The sequence below is a fragment of the Nocardia rhizosphaerihabitans genome (genome assembly GCF_014646295.1).
GTDB classification, from domain to species: domain Bacteria; phylum Actinomycetota; class Actinomycetes; order Mycobacteriales; family Mycobacteriaceae; genus Nocardia; species Nocardia rhizosphaerihabitans.
Genome location: NZ_BMNE01000005.1, coordinates 336,605 through 357,839, shown reverse-complemented (window position 1 = coordinate 357,839; position 21,235 = coordinate 336,605). Strand labels below are relative to the sequence as shown.

Annotated in this window: 5 protein-coding genes; all 5 read right to left on the bottom strand. The window is 68.9% G+C overall.

From position 1 onward, the window contains the following. Nucleotide 1: 1 nt before the first annotated feature. From IEY60_RS23295 to IEY60_RS23275, 5 genes are read right to left on the bottom strand one after another with little or no spacing between them, the layout of a single operon-like run. Nucleotides 2–838, bottom strand: coding sequence for an ABC transporter permease (locus tag IEY60_RS23295; protein ID WP_189032083.1), 837 nt, complete (start codon nucleotides 836–838; stop codon nucleotides 2–4). Then, on the bottom strand, nucleotides 835–2,439 hold the full coding sequence (locus IEY60_RS23290) for an AMP-binding protein (RefSeq protein WP_189032082.1): 1,605 nt from the start codon (nucleotides 2,437–2,439) through the stop codon (nucleotides 835–837). The genes IEY60_RS23295 and IEY60_RS23290 overlap by 4 nt, the downstream gene beginning before the upstream one ends. Nucleotides 2,440–2,453: 14 nt before the next feature. Next, nucleotides 2,454–2,714 (bottom strand): acyl carrier protein, encoded by a 261-nt coding sequence (locus IEY60_RS23285; protein WP_189032080.1) that lies wholly within the window; start codon nucleotides 2,712–2,714, stop codon nucleotides 2,454–2,456. Between the two features lie 41 nt (nucleotides 2,715–2,755). Further along, nucleotides 2,756–11,557: a non-ribosomal peptide synthetase gene (locus tag IEY60_RS23280; RefSeq protein ID WP_189032078.1), complete on the bottom strand. Its 8,802-nt coding sequence runs from the start codon at nucleotides 11,555–11,557 to the stop codon at nucleotides 2,756–2,758. Next, nucleotides 11,554–21,231: a non-ribosomal peptide synthetase gene (locus IEY60_RS23275; RefSeq protein WP_189032076.1), complete on the bottom strand. Its 9,678-nt coding sequence runs from the start codon at nucleotides 21,229–21,231 to the stop codon at nucleotides 11,554–11,556. The genes IEY60_RS23280 and IEY60_RS23275 overlap by 4 nt, the downstream gene beginning before the upstream one ends. Nucleotides 21,232–21,235 lie beyond the last annotated feature (4 nt).

The following is a 21,235-nucleotide window of genomic DNA, read 5'->3' as shown; positions in this document are numbered from 1 at the left end:
CTCAGCGGCTGAGGCTGCGCGCGTACAACCGAACCGCAGCCGGGACACTGATCGCCAGCAGCAGCGCGGCCCAGAGCAGCGTCGCCGCCACCGGATGCTGCATCGGCCACGCCTGCGAAGCCGTCGCGGGATCGATGTTCCCGAACAGCACCCGGATGGCCTGGGTCAACGCCGACACCGGATTCCACTCGGCGACGACCCGCAAGATCGTCGGCAACTCGCGAACCGGGATGTAGGTATTGGCGACGAAGGTCAGCGGAAACACGAGCAACAGGCTGGCGCCGTGGAACGCCTCCGCGGTGCGCACCAGCAATCCGATGAGCGCCATGACCCACGAGACCGCGTAGGCGAAGACGACAAGCAGCGCGAAGGCCGCCATCGCGTCGAGCCACGAGCCACGGACTCGCCAGCCCACCACCAGCCCGGCCAGTGACATCACCGCCAGGCCGACGACATTGATCACCACATCGCTGGTGGTCCGCCCGATCAGGACCGCCCCCGGCGCCATCGGCAGGGTACGGAATCGATCGATGATGCCGCGGCGCATGTCCTCGACCAGCGCCGCACCCGTGTACGGCGTCGCCGAGACCGCGGTCTGCGCGAAAACGCCTGCCACCAGGTACTCCCGGTAGCCACCCGCCGCTTCCGACACCTCGATCACGCCGCCGAACACGTAGGCGAACAACACGACGAACATGATCGGCGAGACCACCGAGAACAGCAGGACATCCGGTTCCCGGGACAGCCGGATGACGTTGCGTTTGACCATGGTCACCGTGTCGGCCACCACGTACCGCCAGGCGCCGGCAACCGGCGCCGTGATGACATCGGCCCTCATCGGTAACGCTGGGCGACTTCGACGCGGCGCAGCTTCCCGGACGACGTCTTCGGCAGCGAGTTGGGTTCGACCAACTCGACCAACGCGGGCGTGATCCCGCACTCCGCCGTCGTCCGCGCCGCGATCTCACCGCGCGCGGCCTCCCGGTCCGCGCCGGCGAATTCGGCGACCACGATCAGCCGATCCGACCCCACCCGCCCACCGGCCGCACTGAGCGCCACCACATTGCCCGCGCGGACACCGGCGACCGTGTCGACCGCCCGCTCCACATCGTGCGGGAAGATATTGCGCCCGCCGATCATGATCAATTCCTTGCTTCGTCCACACACCACCAGCTGCCCGTCGACGAGGTAGCCGAGGTCGCCGGTGCTGATCCACTCGTCCGCGGGTATCGCCGGATCGCCGAGATACCCCGACATCTGTCCGGTGGAACGGAATTCGACCTCACCCACCGCACGGTCGGCCTCGATCCCCTCGGCATGCGCGGAATCCCGCAGCCGCACCTCGACGCCGTCGAGCGGCTCGCCGAGCAGGGCGACTTTGCGATCGGGTGCGGTGGCGGTCGCCGCCAGCACATCGAATCGCAGCCCCGACGACGGCGCGGGCATGGTTACTCCGCACGCCGCTTCGGCGAGACCGTACGACGCGGCGATCGATTCCCGGGGAAAGCCGAATCGTGCCAGCTCGCTGCCGAATCGCTCGGAGGCCTCGACGTCGATCGGCTCACCGCCGTTGACGGCGAACCGCAACGAACCGAGGTCGGCGTTCTTGGCGACGCGGGCATAGCGCCCGAGCAGGGCGTAGGCGAAGTTCGGCGCCGCGGTGACGGTGGCCCGGCTCTCGGTCAGCCAGTCCAGCCAGTCGAACGGCGCCTTGGCGAACGCCGAGGTCGGCGCGAGCCAGGTGTCGGCGCCGGTGAGCAGTCCGCCGAGCAGCATGGTCAGGCCCATATCGTGGTAGAGCGGCAACCAGCTGCACAGCACGTCGGACCCGCGGTCGAACTTCTGCCGCTCGACCACGGCGTTGAGGTGGTTCAGTGTCGATTCGGCGGACAGGATCACCGTCTTCGACGAGCCGGTCGACCCCGCTGTGCCCTGGTAGACGGCGACATCGGCCGACCCGGTCGGCCGTGGCTGGAACGACGACCTCGCCGATCGCCATGACCCCACCGTCTCGGCTCCGATCAGCCGGACACTCTCGGCGGCACCGGCATCGGCCAGCGCGGCCAATCCGGTTCCCTGCCCGAACAGGTGCGAGATCCCGAGTGACGCGAGCTGCGAGCGGGTTCGCCCCGCCCAGATATCCACTCCGGCAAACCGGTTGGGCCCGGCGATGACGGTGGCCGCCCGGCCCGCCAGCCAGGCACCGCACAGCGCGGCGATGCCGTCGAACCGCGGCTCACCGAGCACCGCGATCGGCGCACCGGGCGTCTCGTCCTCGTCGAGCAAGCGCGCCGCGATCGCCTCGGAGCGCTCGTAGAGCGCGGCCCAGGTGCGCGCTTCCCATTCGCCCGTGTCCTTGTTCAGCAGTCTGAGCGTGCCGCTGCCCGCCAGATTCGCCTTGATCGCGTCGAGCAGCACATTGCCCGTCGACACCTGCATCGCTGTGCCCTTCGTCATTTCGCCCGCGCGGCGGCGGGCCGACGACGGTGGACCGCCGCCGCGATGTCGCCGAGCGTGGTGCACTCGAGCAGCTCGCGCTCGGAGACCCGCACGCCGAGGCGGTCCTCGATCGCGACGATCGAGATGGCGAAGGCCACCGAGTCGAGCCCGAGATCGTCGATCAGCCGCGACGAGGAGTCGATCTCGGCGACGTCGACCGAGAGTTCTTCGCGCAGTAGCGCTTCCAGTTCGTTTTCGATTTCCGAGACCTTCATGGTGTTCCCATCGTTGTCGTCGGCCCGGTCCGCGCCGAGCCTCATTCCGCTGTGTTGGCCCTGATCCGGGCCGCGACCTGGGCCAGGACATCCGGTTCGCACATGTCGTCGTGGCCGTGGTCGACCTCGACGACGGTGATCGAGCCGGTGACGTGGGGCTGCCACACGGCCGGGTCGATCGGCCGTTCCCGCCGGGCGGCACGGAACAGCACGAGGTCGGCCTCCAGCAGTCCGGGTGTGTGGTCGTGCAACAGCTCGGGATTGCGGCGCGCGACCGCGCGAACACCGGCGATCCGCTCCGCGGGCACCGCCCAGCCCCGCTCCCGGGTCATCAGCTCGGCCAAGCCCGCGTCGTCGAGCGTGGCCAGCTCCGCCGTGGTCGGGTCGAGGCCGACGGCGAGTGCGAAGCCACGGTTGAACTCGGGATCGTCGATGCTCGACGCCTCCCGTTCGGCCGCGTCGAAAGCCTGCGCGGGATAGCCGTCGAGCAGGATCGGCGGCGGCACGGTTCCGCCGAGCACGGTGAGCCGCACCGCCACCGCGTGCGCCAGCACCGCACCGAAGGACCAGCCGACCAGTTGCCACGGTCCCGCCGGGTCTACTGCGCGGATCCGCTCGGCGACGGCTGCTGCGACCTCGTCGAGGTTCCTGGTGTCCTCGCCTGCCGCGAAATCGGCTTGGACGCCGTAGATCCCGAACTCGGCGGGCAGCTGGGCACGCAGCTCCGCGTAGCTCCAGGCGAAACCGCTATTGGGATACAGGCAGAACACCGACGACCTGCCCGGCTCACCCCAGCGGACGATCGGGTCGAAGACCTGTCCCGCATCCGGCGTGCCGGTCACCGTGCCTGATCGCACCCGACGCGCGAGCTCGGCCACCGTCGGCGCTTCGAACAGCGTGCGCAGCTCGAATTCGGGGTCGAGTGCGGCCCGGATGTGCTCGGCCGCCGCGATCGCTTTCATCGAGGTGCCGCCGTGTTCGAAGAACACATCGTGCACGCCGATCTCCTCGACGCCGAGGGCTTCGCGCACGATGCGGGTGAGCACGGCGACGGTTTGCGCGTCCGCCTCCCCCTGGCTGATCTCCGCCGCGGGTTCCGGCTCGGGTGCGGATGCCATCGCACGATCCCACGCGACGGTGAACCGCGAGATCGGCCGCTGCGGCTCGGCGGCCAGTGCCGCCACCAGTTCACCGAGCCGGTGGGCAAGCAGGATCGCGGTCTCGGCGTCGAACAGATCGGTCGAGTACTGGAGGGTGGCGTCGATGCCGTCCGGCACGCCGTCGGAATACCGCTCGGTGAAACCGAATTCGAGATCGAACTTGGTGCTCACGGCGTCGAGGGTCGCGGTGTCGATGTGCAGGCCCGGCAGCGAGAGTTCGGGCATGGCGTTGTTCTGCAGCACCAGCATCACCTGGAACAGCGGGTGCCGGTTGAACGCGCGCTGCGGGTTCACCGCTTCGACGAGCGCCTCGAACGGGACGTCCTGATGCTCGTAGGCCGCGAGGTCGACCGTCCGGATGCGCTGTACCAGTTCACCGAAGGTGGGATCGCCGGACAGGTCCGCGCGCAGCACGAGGGTGTTCAGGAAGAAGCCGACGAGATCGTCGAGTGCTTCGTCGGTTCGACCCGCGATGGCGGTGCCGAGCACGATGTCCTCTCCCGCACCGAGTTTCGACAGCAGCACCGACAGTCCCGCGTGCAGCACCATGAAGACACTCGCGCCGCTGGAGCGGGCGAGCTCGAGCACGCCGCGGTGGGTCTCCGCCGACAGCGCGAAGCTCGTGCCCGCACCCTGATAGCTCGCGATCGGCGGTCGCGGCCGGTCGGCGGGCAGTGCCAGTTCGAGTGGGGCGCCGTCGAGGGTTGCCTGCCAGTACGCGAGCTGGCGTGACAGCTCGCTTCCTGGGTCGGCTTCCGAGCCGAGCAACTGCTGCTGCCAGAGGACGAAATCGACGTATTGGACGGGTAATTCGGGCAAGTTCGGCGATTCCCCGACGAGGCGGGCACCCACGGCCACCGCGATGTCACGGGCGAACGGCGCCATCGACCAACCGTCGGCGGCGATGTGGTGCAGGATGGCCGCCAGCACGAATTCCTGTGCGTCGCCGGTCTCGCCGACAGCGAATACGCCGATACGCACCGGCAATTCGCGCGTGAGGTCGAAGCCACGACCGGCGAGTTCGGCCACCGCATCGTGCGCGTCGTCCGCATCGACCGCGGCGGAGCTGAACCAACCGGGATAGGCATCGAGATCGGCAGGCGCGACGATCTCCTGCCGCGGGACACCCCGCTCGGCGGGGAAGATCGTCCGCAGGGTCTCGTGCCTGCGGAGAACATCCCGCAGCGCGTCACGCAGCACGACATCGTCCAACCGCCCACGCACCCGCAGGACCACGGGCATGTTGTAACTGGCCGACCCACCCTCGAACCGGTTCAGGAACCACAGTCTCGACTGACCGAACGACAGCGGCAGGACCGCGGGGCGTTCGGCCCTGACCAGCGGCAACCTGGCCCGGCCCGACGCCTCCCCGACCCTTACTCCCAGGGCTGACACGGTCGGCGCCTCGAACAGATCCCGCACGGTCAGCTCCGCACCGAGCACGGTCCGCACCCGGCTCAGCAGCCTCGTGCCGAGCAGCGAATGCCCGCCGAGTTCGAAGAACGAGTCGTCTATACCGACCCGGTCGACGCCGAGGATGTCGGCGAACAGGCCGCAAAGCACGTCCTCGCGGCCGTCGCGGGGCGCGCGGTAGTCCAGGTGGCCGAGGAAAGCGGGCTCGGGCAGCGCCCGGCGGTCGAGCTTGCCGTTGGGTGTCAGGGGCAGCGCGGTGAGTCCGACGATCGTCGCCGGGATCATCTGCGCTGGTAGCGACGCCGCCAGGTCGCGCCGGAGACGTGTGCTGTCGGCGATGTCCCCCGATTCGGGCACGACGTAGCCGACCAGCTGCGGTGCGCCCGTGCTGTCCGGCCAGGTCACGACGACTGCCTGTGAGACCCCTGGCAGGGCGCGCAGGGCGGCCTCGATCTCGCCGAGCTCGATGCGGAAACCGCGGATCTTCACCTGGTCGTCGGCCCGGCCGACGTAGTCCAGTTCACCGGCGGGTGTCCACCGCACCAGGTCGCCGGTGCGGTACAGCCGGTCCCCGCCGAACGGGTCGGCGACGAATCGCGAGGCGGTCAAGCCTGGCCGTCCGTGGTAGCCACGAGCCAGCTGGACGCCACCGACATACAGCTCACCCACCACTGCGGGTGGCACGAGCTGCAAGCCCTCGTCCAGCACATAGGCTCGCGTATTCCACACCGGCACACCGATGGTCACCGGTGCGCCCGCCTTGACCAGTGCGCCCGTCACATCGATGGAGGCCTCGGTCGGGCCGTAGAGATTGCGCAGCGGCACAGCGGCGCCGAATCGATCGGCGAACCGGCCTGCCGTCGAATCCGGCAGCGCCTCGCCACTGCACACCACCGTCGTCAAGGAGTCGCCGATCTCGGCGCCCACCGCCAGGAACTGGTCGAGCATCGACGGCACGAAGTGCGCCACCGACACGGCCGCGCGACGAACCAGCTCAGCGAGGTACCCAGGGTCACGATGTCCACCGGGCTCGGCGACGACAACCCGAGCACCGACTACCAACGGCAGGAACAACTCCCAGACCGAGACGTCGAAACTCACCGGCGTCTTCTGCAACACCCGATCATCAGCGTCGAGACCGATGTACTCGCGCATCCACTCCAGATGCGCCGCCAACGCGGCGTGCGAGGTGACGACGCCCTTCGGCGTACCCGTCGATCCGGATGTGTAGATCACGTACGCCGGGCAATCAGGCGCCAGTCGAGTGATGCGATCCTCGTCGCCGACCGCCCGTTGATCCGCTGCCGCGATCTCGGCGACGATCTCTGGTGCGTCGAGAACAACTGCGGCACCTGCATATTCGACCGACGCCGACGATTCGATCAGCACAAGCCGCGCACCCGAGTCGGCCAGCATGAACGCTGTCCGCTCGGCGGGGTACTCCGGATCCACCGGCACATACGCACCGCCGGCCTTGAGCACCGCCAGCAGTGTGACAACCAATCGCTCCGAACGCGGCACCATCACCGCGACGAACGACTCGGGCCCGACACCACGATCGATCAACAAGCGCGCCAATCGGTTCGACGCCAGGTCCAGCTCCCGATACGACAGCGTGCGGTCACCGAACACGACGGCCACCTGATCGGGCGCCCGCCGCACCTGCTCGGCGAACCGCTCCAGCACCGACGTCCCGGACACCGCACGCGCGGTGTCGTTCCACGAACCCAGAACCAGTTCCCGCTCGGCACCCGTCACCAACGACAGCTGCGACAGCCGTCGCTCCGGCTCGGCGACAACAGTTTCCAGCATCGTCGCCAACCGCTGCACGATCGCGACGGCCGTGGCTTCGTCGTACAGGTCGGTCGAGTACCGCAGCGAACCACTGATGCCCTCGGCCACCCGGTCCGCGCCGAGCTGCTCGGTGAAGTTGAACTCGAGGTCGAACTTGGTCGCTTCCTCAAGCCGTTCGGCGGCGATGTGCACGCCGGGCAGCGACATCTCGGGCCGGTCGTTGTTCTGCAGCACGACCGCGACCTGGAACAGCGGGTGGCGGTTCAGCACCCGCTCCGGATTCAGCGCCTCGACCAGCACCTCGAAGGGCACATCCTGATGCTCGAACGCGCCGAGATCGACCGACCGGGCGCGCTCGACCACCGCGGCGAACGACGGATCGCCCGACACGTCCACCCGCAGCACCAGCGTGTTCAGGAAGAACCCGACGACCTCGTCGAGCGCCGCGTCCGGCCTGCCCGCGATCGGCGTGCCGACCACCACATCGGTGCCGGCGCCGAGCTTGGACAGCAGCACCGACACCGCCGCGTGCAACACCATGAACACACTCGCGCCACACGACCGCGCCACACGCAGCACACCCTGGTGCGCCTGCGCCGACAGCGCGATCGGCACGGCACCGCCCCGGTAGGACGGCACCGCGGGCCGTGACCGATCCACCGGCAGTGCGAGTTCCGCCGGCGCGCCGGCCAGCACGCCGCGCCAATATCCCAGCTGACGGGACAGTTCACTGTCGGGATCCGACGTCGATCCGAGGACCGCGCGCTGCCACAGCGCGAAGTCCGCGTACTGCACCGGCAGCTCCGGCCAGCCCGGGGCGGAGCCGGCGAGCCGGGCCGAGACCGCGACGGCCACATCGCGCGCGAACGGCACCATCGACCAGCCGTCGGCGACGATGTGGTGCAGCACCGCCGCGAGCACGAATTCGCGCTCGGCCGTGGCCTTTTCGGCAGGCAGTTCGAATACCGCGACACGCAAGGGCAGTTCGCGGGAGACATCGAACCCGCGTGCGCCGAACCGGGTCACGGCGCCGGACACTTCCTCCGCCGTCGCCGTGGCGGAGCGGAAGTCCCAGCGCTCGGCCAGTTCCGCGACCTCGAGGATCTGCTGGCGCGGCACGCCGTCGTGGTCGGGGAAGACTGTGCGCAGGGATTCGTGCCTGGTCACCACATCCAGCAGCGCCTGTTCGAGCACACGGGGCTCGAGCGCACCGCGCAGCCGCAGCACGACCGGGATGTTGTAGATCGCCGAGGCACCTTCGAAGCGGTTCAGGAACCACAGGCGCGCCTGGCCGAACGACAGCGGCACCGTCGTCGGCCGGTCGGTCTTGGCCAGCACCGGCCGTTTCGCCGTGCGCGCGGCCACGGCACGCTCGCTGAGCAGGGCCACCGTCGGCGCGTCGAACAGGTCGCGCACGGTGATCTCGACATCGAGCACCGCGCGCACCCGGCTCACCAGCCGCGGCGCGGACAGCGAGTGCCCGCCGAGGTCGAAGAACGAGTCGTCGATGCCCACCCGCTCCAGGCCGAGCACTTCGGCGAACAGCCCGCCCAGCACTTCCTCGCGGGCGTCGCGAGGACCACGGGTGGAGACGAGCTGACCGAAGTCGGGCGCGGGCAGTGCCCGCCGGTCCACCTTGCGGTTCGGCGTCAGCGGGAGCTCGTCGAGCACGACGACGAGCAGCGGCACCATGTGAGCGGGCAAGACCGCGGCCAGCTCCGACCGCACCCGCGCGCTGTCGAGGGTGGCGCCGGGCTTCGCCACGACGTACCCGACCAGCTGTGCGGCGCCGGCGCGGTCGGGCCGCACGACGACAACTCCGCGCCCGACACCGGCGACCTCGCCGAGCGCCGCTTCGACCTCGCCGAGTTCGATCCGGAAGCCGCGGATCTTCACCTGATCGTCGGCCCGGCCCGCGTATTCGAGTTCGCCGGTGGTGGTCCAGCGCACCAGGTCGCCGGTCCGGTAGAGCCGGTCCCCGCCGAACGGGTCGGCGACGAAACGCGAGGCGGTCAGCGATGCCCGGCCGTGGTAGCCACGAGCCAGCTGCGCTCCGCCGATGTAGAGCTCACCGATCACGCCGGGCGGGACCGCGGCCAGTTGCCGGTCCAGCACATAGGTGCGGGTGTTGTGGAACGGCTTGCCGATCGTCGGGGTGTCGGCACCGATCTCCGACTGAGTGCACCAGATGGTCGCCTCGGTGGGGCCGTAGAGGTTCAGCACCGATGCGGCGTGCTCGCCGAGCGCGCTCGCCAGTGCGGCCGGGAGCGCTTCGCCGCCGACCAGGACCCGCACGCCGTGGTACGAGTCCGGGTCGACGGTGTGCACAGACGCCCACATGGCGGGGGTGGCCTGCATGATCGTCGCGCCGGAGGTACGGAGGTCGGCGGCGAGCAGGGCGGCGTCGCGGGCGGCGGCGTCGGAGGCGATGCGGACCGTCGCGCCGGAGATCAGCGGCAGGTACAGCTCCAGCGCGGCGATGTCGAAGGAGACGGTAGTTACTGCCAGCCAGCAGTCCTGTGCACCGAGTGCGAGCGAATCGACCATCTGGGCAAGGAAGTTCACCAGCGCCGCATGGCCGACGACTACGCCCTTGGGCAGACCGGTCGAACCCGAGGTGTAGATGGCGTACGCGGGATGGTCCGGTCTCAGCGGCGCCAGGCGGTCGACATCGGTCACCGGGAGCGCGTCGAGTTCGGCGCGCAGCTCGGCGTCATCCAGGCACAGCCATTCCGCCTCCGACGCCCCCGCTGCCGATTCCATCGGTGCTGCCGTCACCGAATCGGTGATGACCCAGCGTGCGCCGGAGTCGGCGAGCATGAACGCGATCCGGTCCTGCGGGTAGGCCGGATCGAGCGGTACGTAGGCGGCGCCGGTCTTCAGCACCGCCAGCATCGCCACCACGAGCTGACCGGAGCGGGGCAGCATCAGCGCGACAAAGGATTCGGGCCCGGCGCCACGGACGGTCAGGTAGCGGGCCAGCCGGTTCGCTGCCTCATCCAGCTCGGCATAGGTCAGCGCCGTCGCACCGCTGCGCACCGCGACGGCCGAGGGAGTGCTCTGTGCCTGTCGCGCGAAGAGGTCGGGCAGCAGGTCAGGTCCGACCGGGTGCTCGGTCGCGTTCCATGCGGTCAGGACGAGGTGCCGTTCCTGCTCCGACAGCAGCGGAATGTCCGAGACGCGACGCTGCGGGCTCTCGACGATCGCTTCGAGGACGCGCACGAACCGCTGCACCAGACTCTCCGCCGTGGCGGCGCCGACCAGCTCGGGCCGGTAGGCGAATCGGATCTCCAGCACAGGCCCGGGAAACACGACCAGCGTCACCGCGTAGTGCGTGCCGTCGAAACCCGAGAGCCCACGCACCGACGTCGCGGAATCCTCGGAGATGAGCGCACCGTTGAGCTCGATCGGGTAGTTCTGGAAGATCACCAGCGAGTCGAACAGGTCGCGGCGCGCTCCGGCGGCGTAGATGTCGGGCAGGCCGACGTACTCGTCGTCGACGAAGTCGGCCTTGGCCGCCTGCACGTCCCCGATGACATCCGCGAGAGTCTGCTCCGCGGTCCACGACACCCGGACCGGCACGGTGTTGATGAACAGACCGATCATCCGCTCGATGCCCGCGACGTGCGGTGGCCTGCCGGACACCGTCGATCCGATGACCACATCCGAGCTCTGCAGCTGCAGGCCCAGCGTCATCGCCCAGGCGCCACGCACCACGCTGCTCATCGTCACACCGAGCGCACGCCCGACCGTCTCGATGCCACGCGAGAGTTCGTCGGTCAACTCGAACACGATGTCCGACGGCGCCACCCGATCCGCGGCTCGGCTGTCCGGCGCCAGCAGGCTCGGTTCCGCGCCCTGGAGCGAGGCGGCCCAGCGGGCGGCCGAGGCGGCCAGGTCCTGCTTGGCCATCCAGCGCAGGTAGTCCGCGAAGGCGGGCGGCGGCGGCGCGACGTCGGTGCCGTTGTTGCGGTACAGCACGAACAGGTCCTGCATCAGCAACGGAATCGACCAGCCGTCGAGCAGGATGTGATGGCAGGAGACGACGAGTTTGCGCTCGTGCTCGCCGAGTTCGACCAGCGTGAACCGGATCAGCGGCGGCCGCGACAACTCGAACGGGGTATTGCGGATCTCCTGGAACACCTTGTCCCAGGCCGCTTCCTGCTCCGCACCGGTCAAGCCGGTCAGCGATCGGCGGCTGAGCTCGGACGGAATCGCCGACAGGACGACCTGCACCGGATCCTTGTCGTTGCGGCTGCGGAAGAACACCCGCAGGTTCGCGTGCCGCGCGAGCAACCGGTCGACGCAGGTCTGCAGCAGGTCGGCATCGAGGGGACCGTCGATCGTCGCGACCGTCAGCACGGTGTAGACGTCGACATCGGTGTCACCGGAATATTCGTGGTGGAACAGCAGGCCGCGCTGCAGCGGTGACAGCGGCAGAATGCTCTCGACCCGCCTCGAATTCGTCGCGGTCACAGAAAATCTCCTTCGAGGTACTTCTCGATGTCGTCGAGTTCGTCCTGGCTGAGTTCGACGAGCGGTTCGTCGTCGGCGGGCTCGTTCTCCGCCTCGACGGCCCCCCACTGGACGACGGCGGCCAGCTCGACCGGGGACTTGTGGACGAAGATGTCGCGCAAGGTCAGCTGCGCGCCGCGCTCCTTCGCCGCCGCCACCAGCCGGATGGACAGGATGCTGTCACCGCCCAGATCGAAGAACGAGTCATCGATGCCGACCCGGTCTAGGCCGAGAACTTCGGCGAACACCTCGCACAGGATCTGCTCGTGTTCGTCGCGCGGCGCGCGTGCGGTCACCAGTGCGGTGAAGTCAGGGGCAGGCAACGAGCGGCGGTCGACCTTGCCGTTCGGTGTGAGCGGCAGCTCGGTCAGCGCGACGATCACGGTGGGGATCAGGTGGGCGGGCAGTCGGTCGGTCAGCGCGGCGCGGCAGGCCGTCACGTCGACCGCGGCGTCGGGGACCACGTATCCGACCAGCTGTGGCGCGGAGCCGCGATCGGTGCGGGCGACGGCGACAGCCTGCGCGATGCCGTCGAGCGCGCGCAGCGCTGTCTCGACTTCACCGAGCTCGATCCGGAAGCCACGGATCTTGACCTGATCATCGGTACGCCCGACATACTCGAGTTCGCCGGATCGGGCCCACCGCACCAGATCGCCGGTGCGATACAGCCTTTCACCGGAGGCACCGAACGGGTCGGCGACAAACCGCTCCGCGGTCAGACCCGCACGCCCGTGGTACCCACGAGCCAACTGCACACCGGCGACATACAACTCACCGACGACACCCGGTGGAACGAGCTGCAATCCGATATCCAGCACATGCGCCCGGGTGTTCCAGACCGGTGTGCCGATGGTCACCGGACTGCCCGCGGCCACCAGCGACGCCGTCACATCGATCGATGCCTCGGTGGGGCCGTAGAGATTGCGCAGCTGGACCGAGGCGCCGAAGCGATCGGCGAAGCGATCGGCGGTCGAATCCATCAGTGCTTCCCCGCTGCACACGACACAGGTCAGCGAAGGACCGGCATCCACACCGGCGGCGAGGAATTGATCCAGCATCGACGGGACGAAATGCGTCACCGTTACCCCGGCGGAGTTGATCAGCTCGGCCAGATAGCCGGGATCGCGATGCCCACCCGGCTCGGCGACGACAACCCGAGCACCGACGACCAACGGCAGGAACAACTCCCACACCGACACGTCGAAACTCACCGGCGTCTTCTGCAACACCCGATCATCGGCATCGACACCGACGTACTCGCGCATCCACTCCAGATGCGCCGCCAATGCGGCGTGCGAGGTGACAACTCCCTTCGGCTTTCCGGTCGACCCGGACGTGTAGATCACATACGCCGCATACTCGGGGGCCGACCGGGAGATCCCTTCGTCCTCAGTTGCCGCGATCTCATCCGCCACCACCGGCTCGTCCAGCACGACACGTCGACCCGTGAACTCCCCGGGAATCACCTCGGCCACTGCGGATTCCGTCAGCAGTACGCGCGCACCGGAGTCGGCGAGCAGGTACGCGATCCGGTCCGTCGGATACCCCGGATCCACCGGCACATACGCGCCACCGGCCTTCAACACCGCGAGCAGGGCGACGATCAACCGTTCCGACCGCGGCATCATCACGGCGACAAAGGATTCGGGACCGACCCCGCACCCGATCAGATACCGCGCCAGGCGATTCGACGCCGCGTCGAGTTCGCGGTAGGACAGCACCTGCTCACCGAAGACGACAGCCACATCGTCGGGCGCGCAGCGGACGCGCTCGGCGAACTGTTCCGGCACCGGCGACGCGGTGACATCGCGCGTCGTGGCGTTCCACGATGTCAGCGCGGCCCGTTCCGTGGCCGACACCAGTGACAGCGCCGACAGCGGCAGCTCCGGTTCCGCGGCCAGCGTGCTGAGGATGTCGACGAGGCGTTCGGTCAGCAGCACGACGGTGTCAGTGTCGAACAGTTCGGTGGCGTACTGCACCGAGCAGGTCAGGCCCTCGGGCGCCCGGTCGGGGCCGTACTGTTCGGCGAAGGTGAACTCCAGGTCGACCTTCGTCCGCGTGGTCTCGACGGGTTCGACCGTGATGTCGAGGTCGGGCAGTGACAGTTCGGGTGTTGCGGTGTTCTGGAGCACCAGCATCACCTGGAAGAGCGGATGCCTGCCGACCACGCGTTCGGGGTCGACGATGTCGACCAGCGTTTCGAACGGAATGTCCTGATGGTCGTAGGCGGCCAGGTCCGTCGCGCGAATGCGGTCGAGCACCTGGCCGAGGGTGGGGTCACCGGACAGGTCGGTCCGCAGCACCAGGGTGTTGAGGAAGAAGCCGACCAGGTCGGCGAGGTTCTCGTCGGTGCGGCCCGCGATCGGCGTGCCGACGACGATGTCGTGTCCTGCCCCGAGTTTCGACAGCATGACCGCGACCGCGGTATGCAGCACCATGAAGACACTCGCGCCCTGTGCCCTGGTCAGGCGCAGGAGCGCGGCGTGGGCGTCGGCGCCGACGGTGAAGCCGACGCGGGCGCCGGCGCCGGTGGGGTCGGTTGGCCGGTGCCGATCGGTGGGAAGGGCGAGTTCGGGCGGCAGACCCGCCAGCGCCGCGGTCCAGTAGTCCCGCTGACGCGAGAGTTCACTGTCAGGGTCGGTGGCTGATCCGAGCGACCGGGCCTGCCACAGCGTGTAGTCCGCGTACTGGACGGGCAGCGGCGGCCATTCGGGGGCGCGCCCGGCGTCACGGGCCGCCAGTGCCAGACTGACATCCCGCGCGAAAGGTGCCATCGACCAGCCGTCGGCGACGATGTGGTGCAGCACGGTGACCAGCGTGAATTCGCGCTCGCCGGAGTCGGCACCGCCGTGTTCGAGAACAGCCGCACGCAGGGGCAATTCACTCAGCAGATCGAACCCACGGGCCACGAATTCCGTGACCGCTTTGGTGACCGACTTCGCGGAAACCGCACTGGTCGTGAATTCCCAATGCTCCCGGGCATTGTCGGGTGTGAGCACCTGCTGCACGGCGGTGCCGTTGAGTTCCGGAAACATGGTGCGCAGCGATTCATGCCTGCACACCACATCCCACAGCGCCGCCTCGAGCGCGTCGGGATCCAGGCGGCCACGCACGCGCAGGACCACCGGCATGTTGTATCCGGCCGATCCCTCGTCGAACCGGTTCAGGAACCACAGCCGGGCTTGACCGGACGACAACGGCAGCACCGCGGGGCGCTCGATCGCGACCAATGCCGCACGTACCCGGCCCGCCGCGGTACCGGCACGCTCGCTCAGAGTCGCCACCGTCGGCGCCTCGAACAGGTCGCGCACCGACAACTCGACACCGAGCACCGTCCGTACCCGGCTGAGCAACTGTGTGCCGAGCAGCGAATGGCCGCCGAGTCCGAAGAAGGAGTCGTCGATGCCCACTCGCGGCAGGCCGAGCACCTCGGCGAACAGGCCGGACAGGACTTCCTCGCGGCCGTCGCGCGGCCCGCGTGCCGACACCAGCGTGCCGAAGTCCGGGTCGGGCAGGGCTTTTCGGTCGACCTTGCCGTTGGGCGTCAACGGCAGCTCGTCCAGCACGACGATGACAGCGGGCACCAGGTGCGCGGGCAGGGTGGCGGCGAGGTCGGCGCGAAGCTGGGTGCTCGCGGCTTCAGCGGTGACGACATATCCCACGAGTCGATCGCCGCCATCGCCGTCGGGCCGCGTGATCACGACGGCCTGTTCGACAGCGGGCAATGCCCGCAATGCGGCTTCGACCTCACCGAGCTCGATCCGGAAGCCTCTGATCTTCACCTGATCGTCGGCGCGCCCCACGTACTCCAGCTCGCCTGCGGAGTTCCATCGCACCAGGTCACCGGTGCGATAGATCCGCTCCCCGGCACCGTCGAACGGATCGGCCACAAACCGCGCGGCGGTGAGGCCACAGCGTCCGTGATAGCCACGCGCCAATTGCACACCACCGACGTACAACTCACCGAGAACTCCCGGCGGTACGAGCTGTAGACCCGAATCCAGCACATACGCCCGCGTATTCCACACCGGTGCACCGATGGTCACCGGGTGACCTGCGCGCACCAGCGATGCGGTGACGTCGATGGACGCCTCGGTCGGGCCATAGAGATTGCGCAGCACCGCCGTGCCGAAACGATCAGCGAAGCGGGCGGCCGTCGAATCCGGCAGCGGCTCGCCACTACACACGACAGTGTTCAGCGTTCCCCCGGTCTCCACCTCCGCCGCCAGGAACTGCTCGAGCATCGACGGCACGAAATGCGCTACCGACACCCGTGCACCACGAATCAGCTCGGCAAGATATCCCGGATCACGGTGTCCACCCGGCTCGGCGACGACAACCCGAGCACCGACGACCAACGGCAGGAACAACTCCCACACCGACACGTCGAAACTCACCGGCGTCTTCTGCAACACCCGATCATCGGCATCGACACCGACGTACTCGCGCATCCATTCCAGGTGCGCGACGAGCGATCCATGGGAAGTGATGACGCCCTTCGGTTTTCCGGTCGAACCGGACGTGTAGATCACATACGCCGCGCAGCCGGAAAGCAGCGGGGCGACTCGGTCCTCATCGTCGACGGGCTCTGGCGCGTACGCGGCGGCCTCGGCGACGAGATCGGGCCGGTCGAGCACAATCCGCCGACCCGCGAACTCCGCCGGAACAGATTCCGCCACCGATGATTCCGTCAGCACCCATCGCGCGCCGGAATCGCCCAGCATGAACGCGATTCGCTCGGCGGGGTACTCCGCGTCCACCGGCACATACGCCCCACCGGCCTTCAGCACCGCGAGCAACGTGACAATCAGCCGCTCCGATCGCGGCACCATCACGGCGACGAACGACTCCGGTCCGACTCCACGACCGATCAGGTACCGCGCCAATCGATTCGACGACGCATCCAGTTCCCGATACGACAGCGACCGCGCACCGAAGACGACAGCCGTGGCGTCGGGCGTGCTGCGAACCCGTTGCGCGAACAGATCCGGTACCGGCAGGGCGGAAACCTCACGCGTCGTGTCGTTCCACGACGCCAGCTCGGCGCGCTCGGCACCCGACACGAGCGAGACCCGCGAAAGGTGCTGATCCGGCGCGGCTACCAGCGATTCCAGCAATCCGGTGAGTCGTTCGGCCAGCAGCGCACCGGTCGCCTGGTCGAACAGATCGGTGGCGAAGCGCAGACTGCCGGTGAGTCCGGCGCACTCGCCCGCCGCGTCGTACTGCTCGACGAAGGTGAATTCCAGGTCCACCTTGGTGGACGCGGTGTCGACGGGCTCGATGGCCACATCCACTCCGGGCAACGACAAGAGCGGCTGCTCGGTGTTCTGCAACACGACCAGCACCTGGAACAGCGGATGCCGATTCGACGCCCGCTCGGGGTTCACGATTTCGACGAGCGATTCGAACGGCAGTTCCTGATGCTCGAACGCACCGAGATCCACCGACCGCGCCCGCTCGACGACCTCGGTGAACGAGGGATCGCCGGTGATGTCCATCCGCAGGACGACGGTGTTCAGGAAGAACCCGACGACATCGTCGAGGGCGATATCGGGACGACCGGCGACCGGGGTACCCACCACGACATCGGTACCCGCCCCCAGCTTGGACAGCAGCACCGACACCGCCGCGTGCAACACCATGAACACACTCGCGCCGCCTGACCGCGCCACGGCGAGCACGCCACGGTGCACCTCGGCCGACAGCGCGATCGGCACCGACGCACCGCTATAGGAAGGCGCTGCCCGCCGCGGGCGGTCCGCTGGCAAGGCCAGCTCCGCGGGCGCACCGGCCAGCACCTCGCGCCAGTAGTTCGCGTGGCGCGAGAGCGCACTGTCCGGGTCCGCGATCGACCCGAGCACCGCCCGCTGCCACAGGGCGAAGTCCGCGTACTGCACCGGCAATTCATCAGTCGCGGGCGCGCCGCCTTCGAGGCGTGCGGCAATAGCGACGGCGACATCCCTGGCGAAGGGAGCCATCGACCAGCCGTCGGCCGCGATGTGGTGAAACACCGTGGCGAGCACGCATTCCGCCGCGCTCTCGGTACCGAGCGAGAAGATCGCCGCCCGGAACGGCAGGTCCCGCGTCAGATCGAATCCGCGCTGCGCCAGTTCCGCGACCTGCGCGCCGACTGTCTGCTCGGTCGCCTCGATCGAGCTGAACTGCCATCGTCCGTCGAGCGCACGCGCATCGATGATCTCCTGCACGGCGACGCCGTCGCGTTCGGGGAACACAGTGCGCAGCGACTCGTGCCTGGCCACCACGTCCAGCAGCGCGCGCTCCACCACCGCCGGATCCAGCGCGCCGCGCAGGCGCAGGACGACGGGGATGTTGAACGAGGCCGACTCGCCTTCGAACCGGTTGAGGAACCACAGGCGCGCCTGCCCGAAGGAGAGCGGAATGCGCTCCGGGTACGGCTGTCTGCTCAGCAGCGGCCTGGTTGCGCCGGTGGCGGCGGCGACGCGGTCGGCCAGCGCGGCGACGGTCGGCGCCTCGAACAGGTCGCGCACGGTGAGCTCGGCGTCGAGCACCGCGCGGATCCGGCTCAGTAGCCGCGCACCGAGCAGCGAGTGGCCGCCGAGGTCGAAGAAGGAGTCGTCGATGCCGACCCGGTCCAGGCCGAGGACCTCGGCGAACAGTTCGGCGAGCACGACATCCCTGGCATCACGGGGAGCGCGATCGCCGACGAGCACATCGAATTCCGGTGCGGGAAGCGCGCGCCGATCGACCTTGCCGTGCGCGGTCAGCGGCATGTCGTCGAGCACGACCACCACCGCGGGAATCAGGTGCGCGGGCAGCACGGCGCCGAGCGCGTCCCGTACCGACCGGCCGTCGATCGGGCCGGTCGAGTCCGCGACGATGTAGCCGACCAGCTGCTGCGCACCCGCATTGTCCGGCCGGGCCGTCACGACCGCGCGACCGACACCAGGCACCGCGGCCAGCGCCGATTCCACCTCACCGAGTTCGATCCGGAAGCCGCGGATTTTCACCTGGTCGTCGGCGCGGCCGAGGTATTCGAGCGTGCCCGCCGCGGTCTGGCGCGCCAGATCGCCGGTGCGATAGAGCCGTTCACCCGAGCCGAACGGGTCGGCGACGAAACGGGCGGCGGTCAAATCGACCTTGCCGTGATAGCCGCGCGCCAATTGCGCACCGCCGACATACAACTCACCGCTCACGCCCGGCGGTACGAGCTGCAACCAGGGGTCGAGGACATGCACCAGCGTCGTCGGCAGACCGATCCCGATGGGGCTACCCACCGGATTCCGCACCTCAGCGGCAGTGAGCTGTCCGGCGGTGACGTGCACGGTGGTTTCGGTGATGCCGTACATGTTCACCAGCCGCGGTCCCGCGCCCGACCGGACGAGCTCCCCGACAGCGGCCGCGTTCAGGCTCTCGCCGCCGAAGATCACGGTCGTCAGCGATGGCGGCAAGACGTCGCAGGAGCCGTGGAAGGCGTAGAACGCCGAGGGCGTCATATTCAGCACGGTCACGCCCTCGGCGCGGATCAGTGCGGCGAGTTCGGCAGCGGTGCGGGCGACATCGACGCTCGCGACGACCACCCGGCCGCCCGAGACGAGCGTGCCGAAGATCTCCCACACCGAGAAGTCGAACGAGATCGAGTGCAGGCAGACCCAGACGTCGGCCGGGGTCGCGTCAACCGCGGCCAACGCGCTGTCGAGCAGCGCCACGATTCCGCCGTGCGTAGTGACCACGCCCTTGGGGCGGCCGGTGGATCCCGAGGTGTAGATCATATAGGCCGCGTGCGCGGTCGACAGCGGCGACAACCGCTCGCCGTCGGTGATCGGATCGGCGCTTCCGGCCGCGATGCCGGCCTGCACCGCCTCCGCGTCGAGCGCCACCCACGGCGCAGCGCCGAGCCGCTCGCCTGCCCGTTCCCGCACCGACCGCTCCGTCGCGGAGTCGGTCAGCACCAGGCGCGGCGCGGCGTCGGACAGCACGTACTCGATCCGCTCGACGGGGTAGCCCGGGTCGACGGGGACGTACGCGCCACCGGCCGCGAGCACCGCGAGCATGGCGACGACCATCTGTTCCGACCGTGGCAGCAGCAGCGCCACGAAGGCGTCGGGGCCGACACCCTGCGCGATCAGGTTGCGGGCCAACCTGTTTGCGGAGGCCTCCAGTTCGCGGTAGGTCAGCGTGCGCGTTCCGTAGTGCACCGCGGGAGCATCGGGCGACCGCGATGCCGAGCGCGTGAAGGCCTCGGTCAATGTCCGGTTCGGCGCGGACAGTGGGGCGTGAGCCGTTGCCGATTTCCGCTGCGCGCTCGACAGCAGCGACAACCGCGACAACCTGGTATCCGGCACGGCGACAACGGTTTCCAGGACACGAACCAGCATTTCCGCGATCCCGGCTGCCGTCTGCCGGTCGAACACGTCGGTCGCGAACTGGATCGATCCCGTGATGCCCTGCGCGGCGCGGTTCTCGTCGTAGTCCTCGGTGAAGGTGAACTCCAGGTCGAACCTGGTGGTGCGCATGTCGAGCGGCTCGACGGCGACTTCGACACCGGGTAGCGCCAGCCGGGGCCGAATGTTGTTCTGCAGCACCATCATGACCTGGAAGATCGGGTGCCGTGCCGCGGAACGTTCGGGGTTCAGCGCCTCCACGACCAGCTCGAACGGCAGATCCTGGTTCTCGTAGGCGGCCAGATCGGCGGCACCTGCCCGGCGCACCACCTCCACGAACGCGGGGTCACCCGACAGGTCGGTGCGCAAGGCCAGGGTGTTGAGGAAGAAGCCGATCAGCTCGTGCAGGCCCTCGTCGGTCCGGCCCGCGACCGGTGTCCCGACCACGATGTCGGGGCCCGCGCCGAGCTTCGACAGCAGGACCGCCACCGCGGCGTGCAGGACCATGAACGGCGTCGCGCTTTCGGCCCTGGCGAGTTCGAGCAGTCCCGCGTGCACGGCGGGCGGGACGGTGAAGCCGACCGAACCGCCGTCGTAGCTCGCGCCGGCCGGGCGGGGTCGGTCCATCGGCAGCCTGGTCTCGGCCGGTGCGTCCGCCAGCGTGCGCCGCCAGTACGCCGATTGGCGCGACAGCTCACTGTCCGGGTCGTCCGCGGTGCCGAGCACTTCCTGCTGCCACAGCGTGTAATCGATGTATTGGACCGGCAATTCGTCCCAGGCGGGCGCCGCGCCGCCGAGTCGTGCCGAGACCGCGAGCGCCACATCCCGCGCGAACGGCACCATGGACCAGCCGTCGCCCGCGATGTGGTGCAGCACCGCGACGAGCAGGAACTCCGCACCACCGAGCTCGAACACCGCCGCACGCAACGGCAGCTCACGCGAGACGTCGAACCCGCGGCCCGCGAACTGCGCGACCCTGCCATCTACCGCCTCCCTGGACACCCGCTCAGCGGTGAATTCCCAGCGATCCGCCAGTTCGTCGAGGTCGACCACCTGTTGCGTCGGCACGCCGTCGACCTCGGGAAAGATCGTCCGCAGCGACTCGTGCCTGCCGACCACGTCCAGCAGGGCGCGCTCGAGCACGCCCGCGTCGAGGTCGCCGGTGAGCCGGAGCACGATCGGCAGGTTGTAGACCGGGGAGGCGCTGTCGAACTGGTTGAGGAACCACAACCGCGCCTGTCCGAACGACAGCGGATACAGCGTCTTGTCCATGTCT

Coding starts and splice junctions, on each gene's coding strand:
- IEY60_RS23295 (WP_189032083.1), bottom strand. CDS start 838: ATGAGGGCCGATGTCATCACGGCGCCGGTTGCCGGCGCCTGGCGGTAC.
- IEY60_RS23285 (WP_189032080.1), bottom strand. CDS start 2,714: ATGAAGGTCTCGGAAATCGAAAACGAACTGGAAGCGCTACTGCGCGAA.
- IEY60_RS23275 (WP_189032076.1), bottom strand. CDS start 21,231: ATGGACAAGACGCTGTATCCGCTGTCGTTCGGACAGGCGCGGTTGTGG.
- IEY60_RS23290 (WP_189032082.1), bottom strand. CDS start 2,439: ATGCAGGTGTCGACGGGCAATGTGCTGCTCGACGCGATCAAGGCGAAT.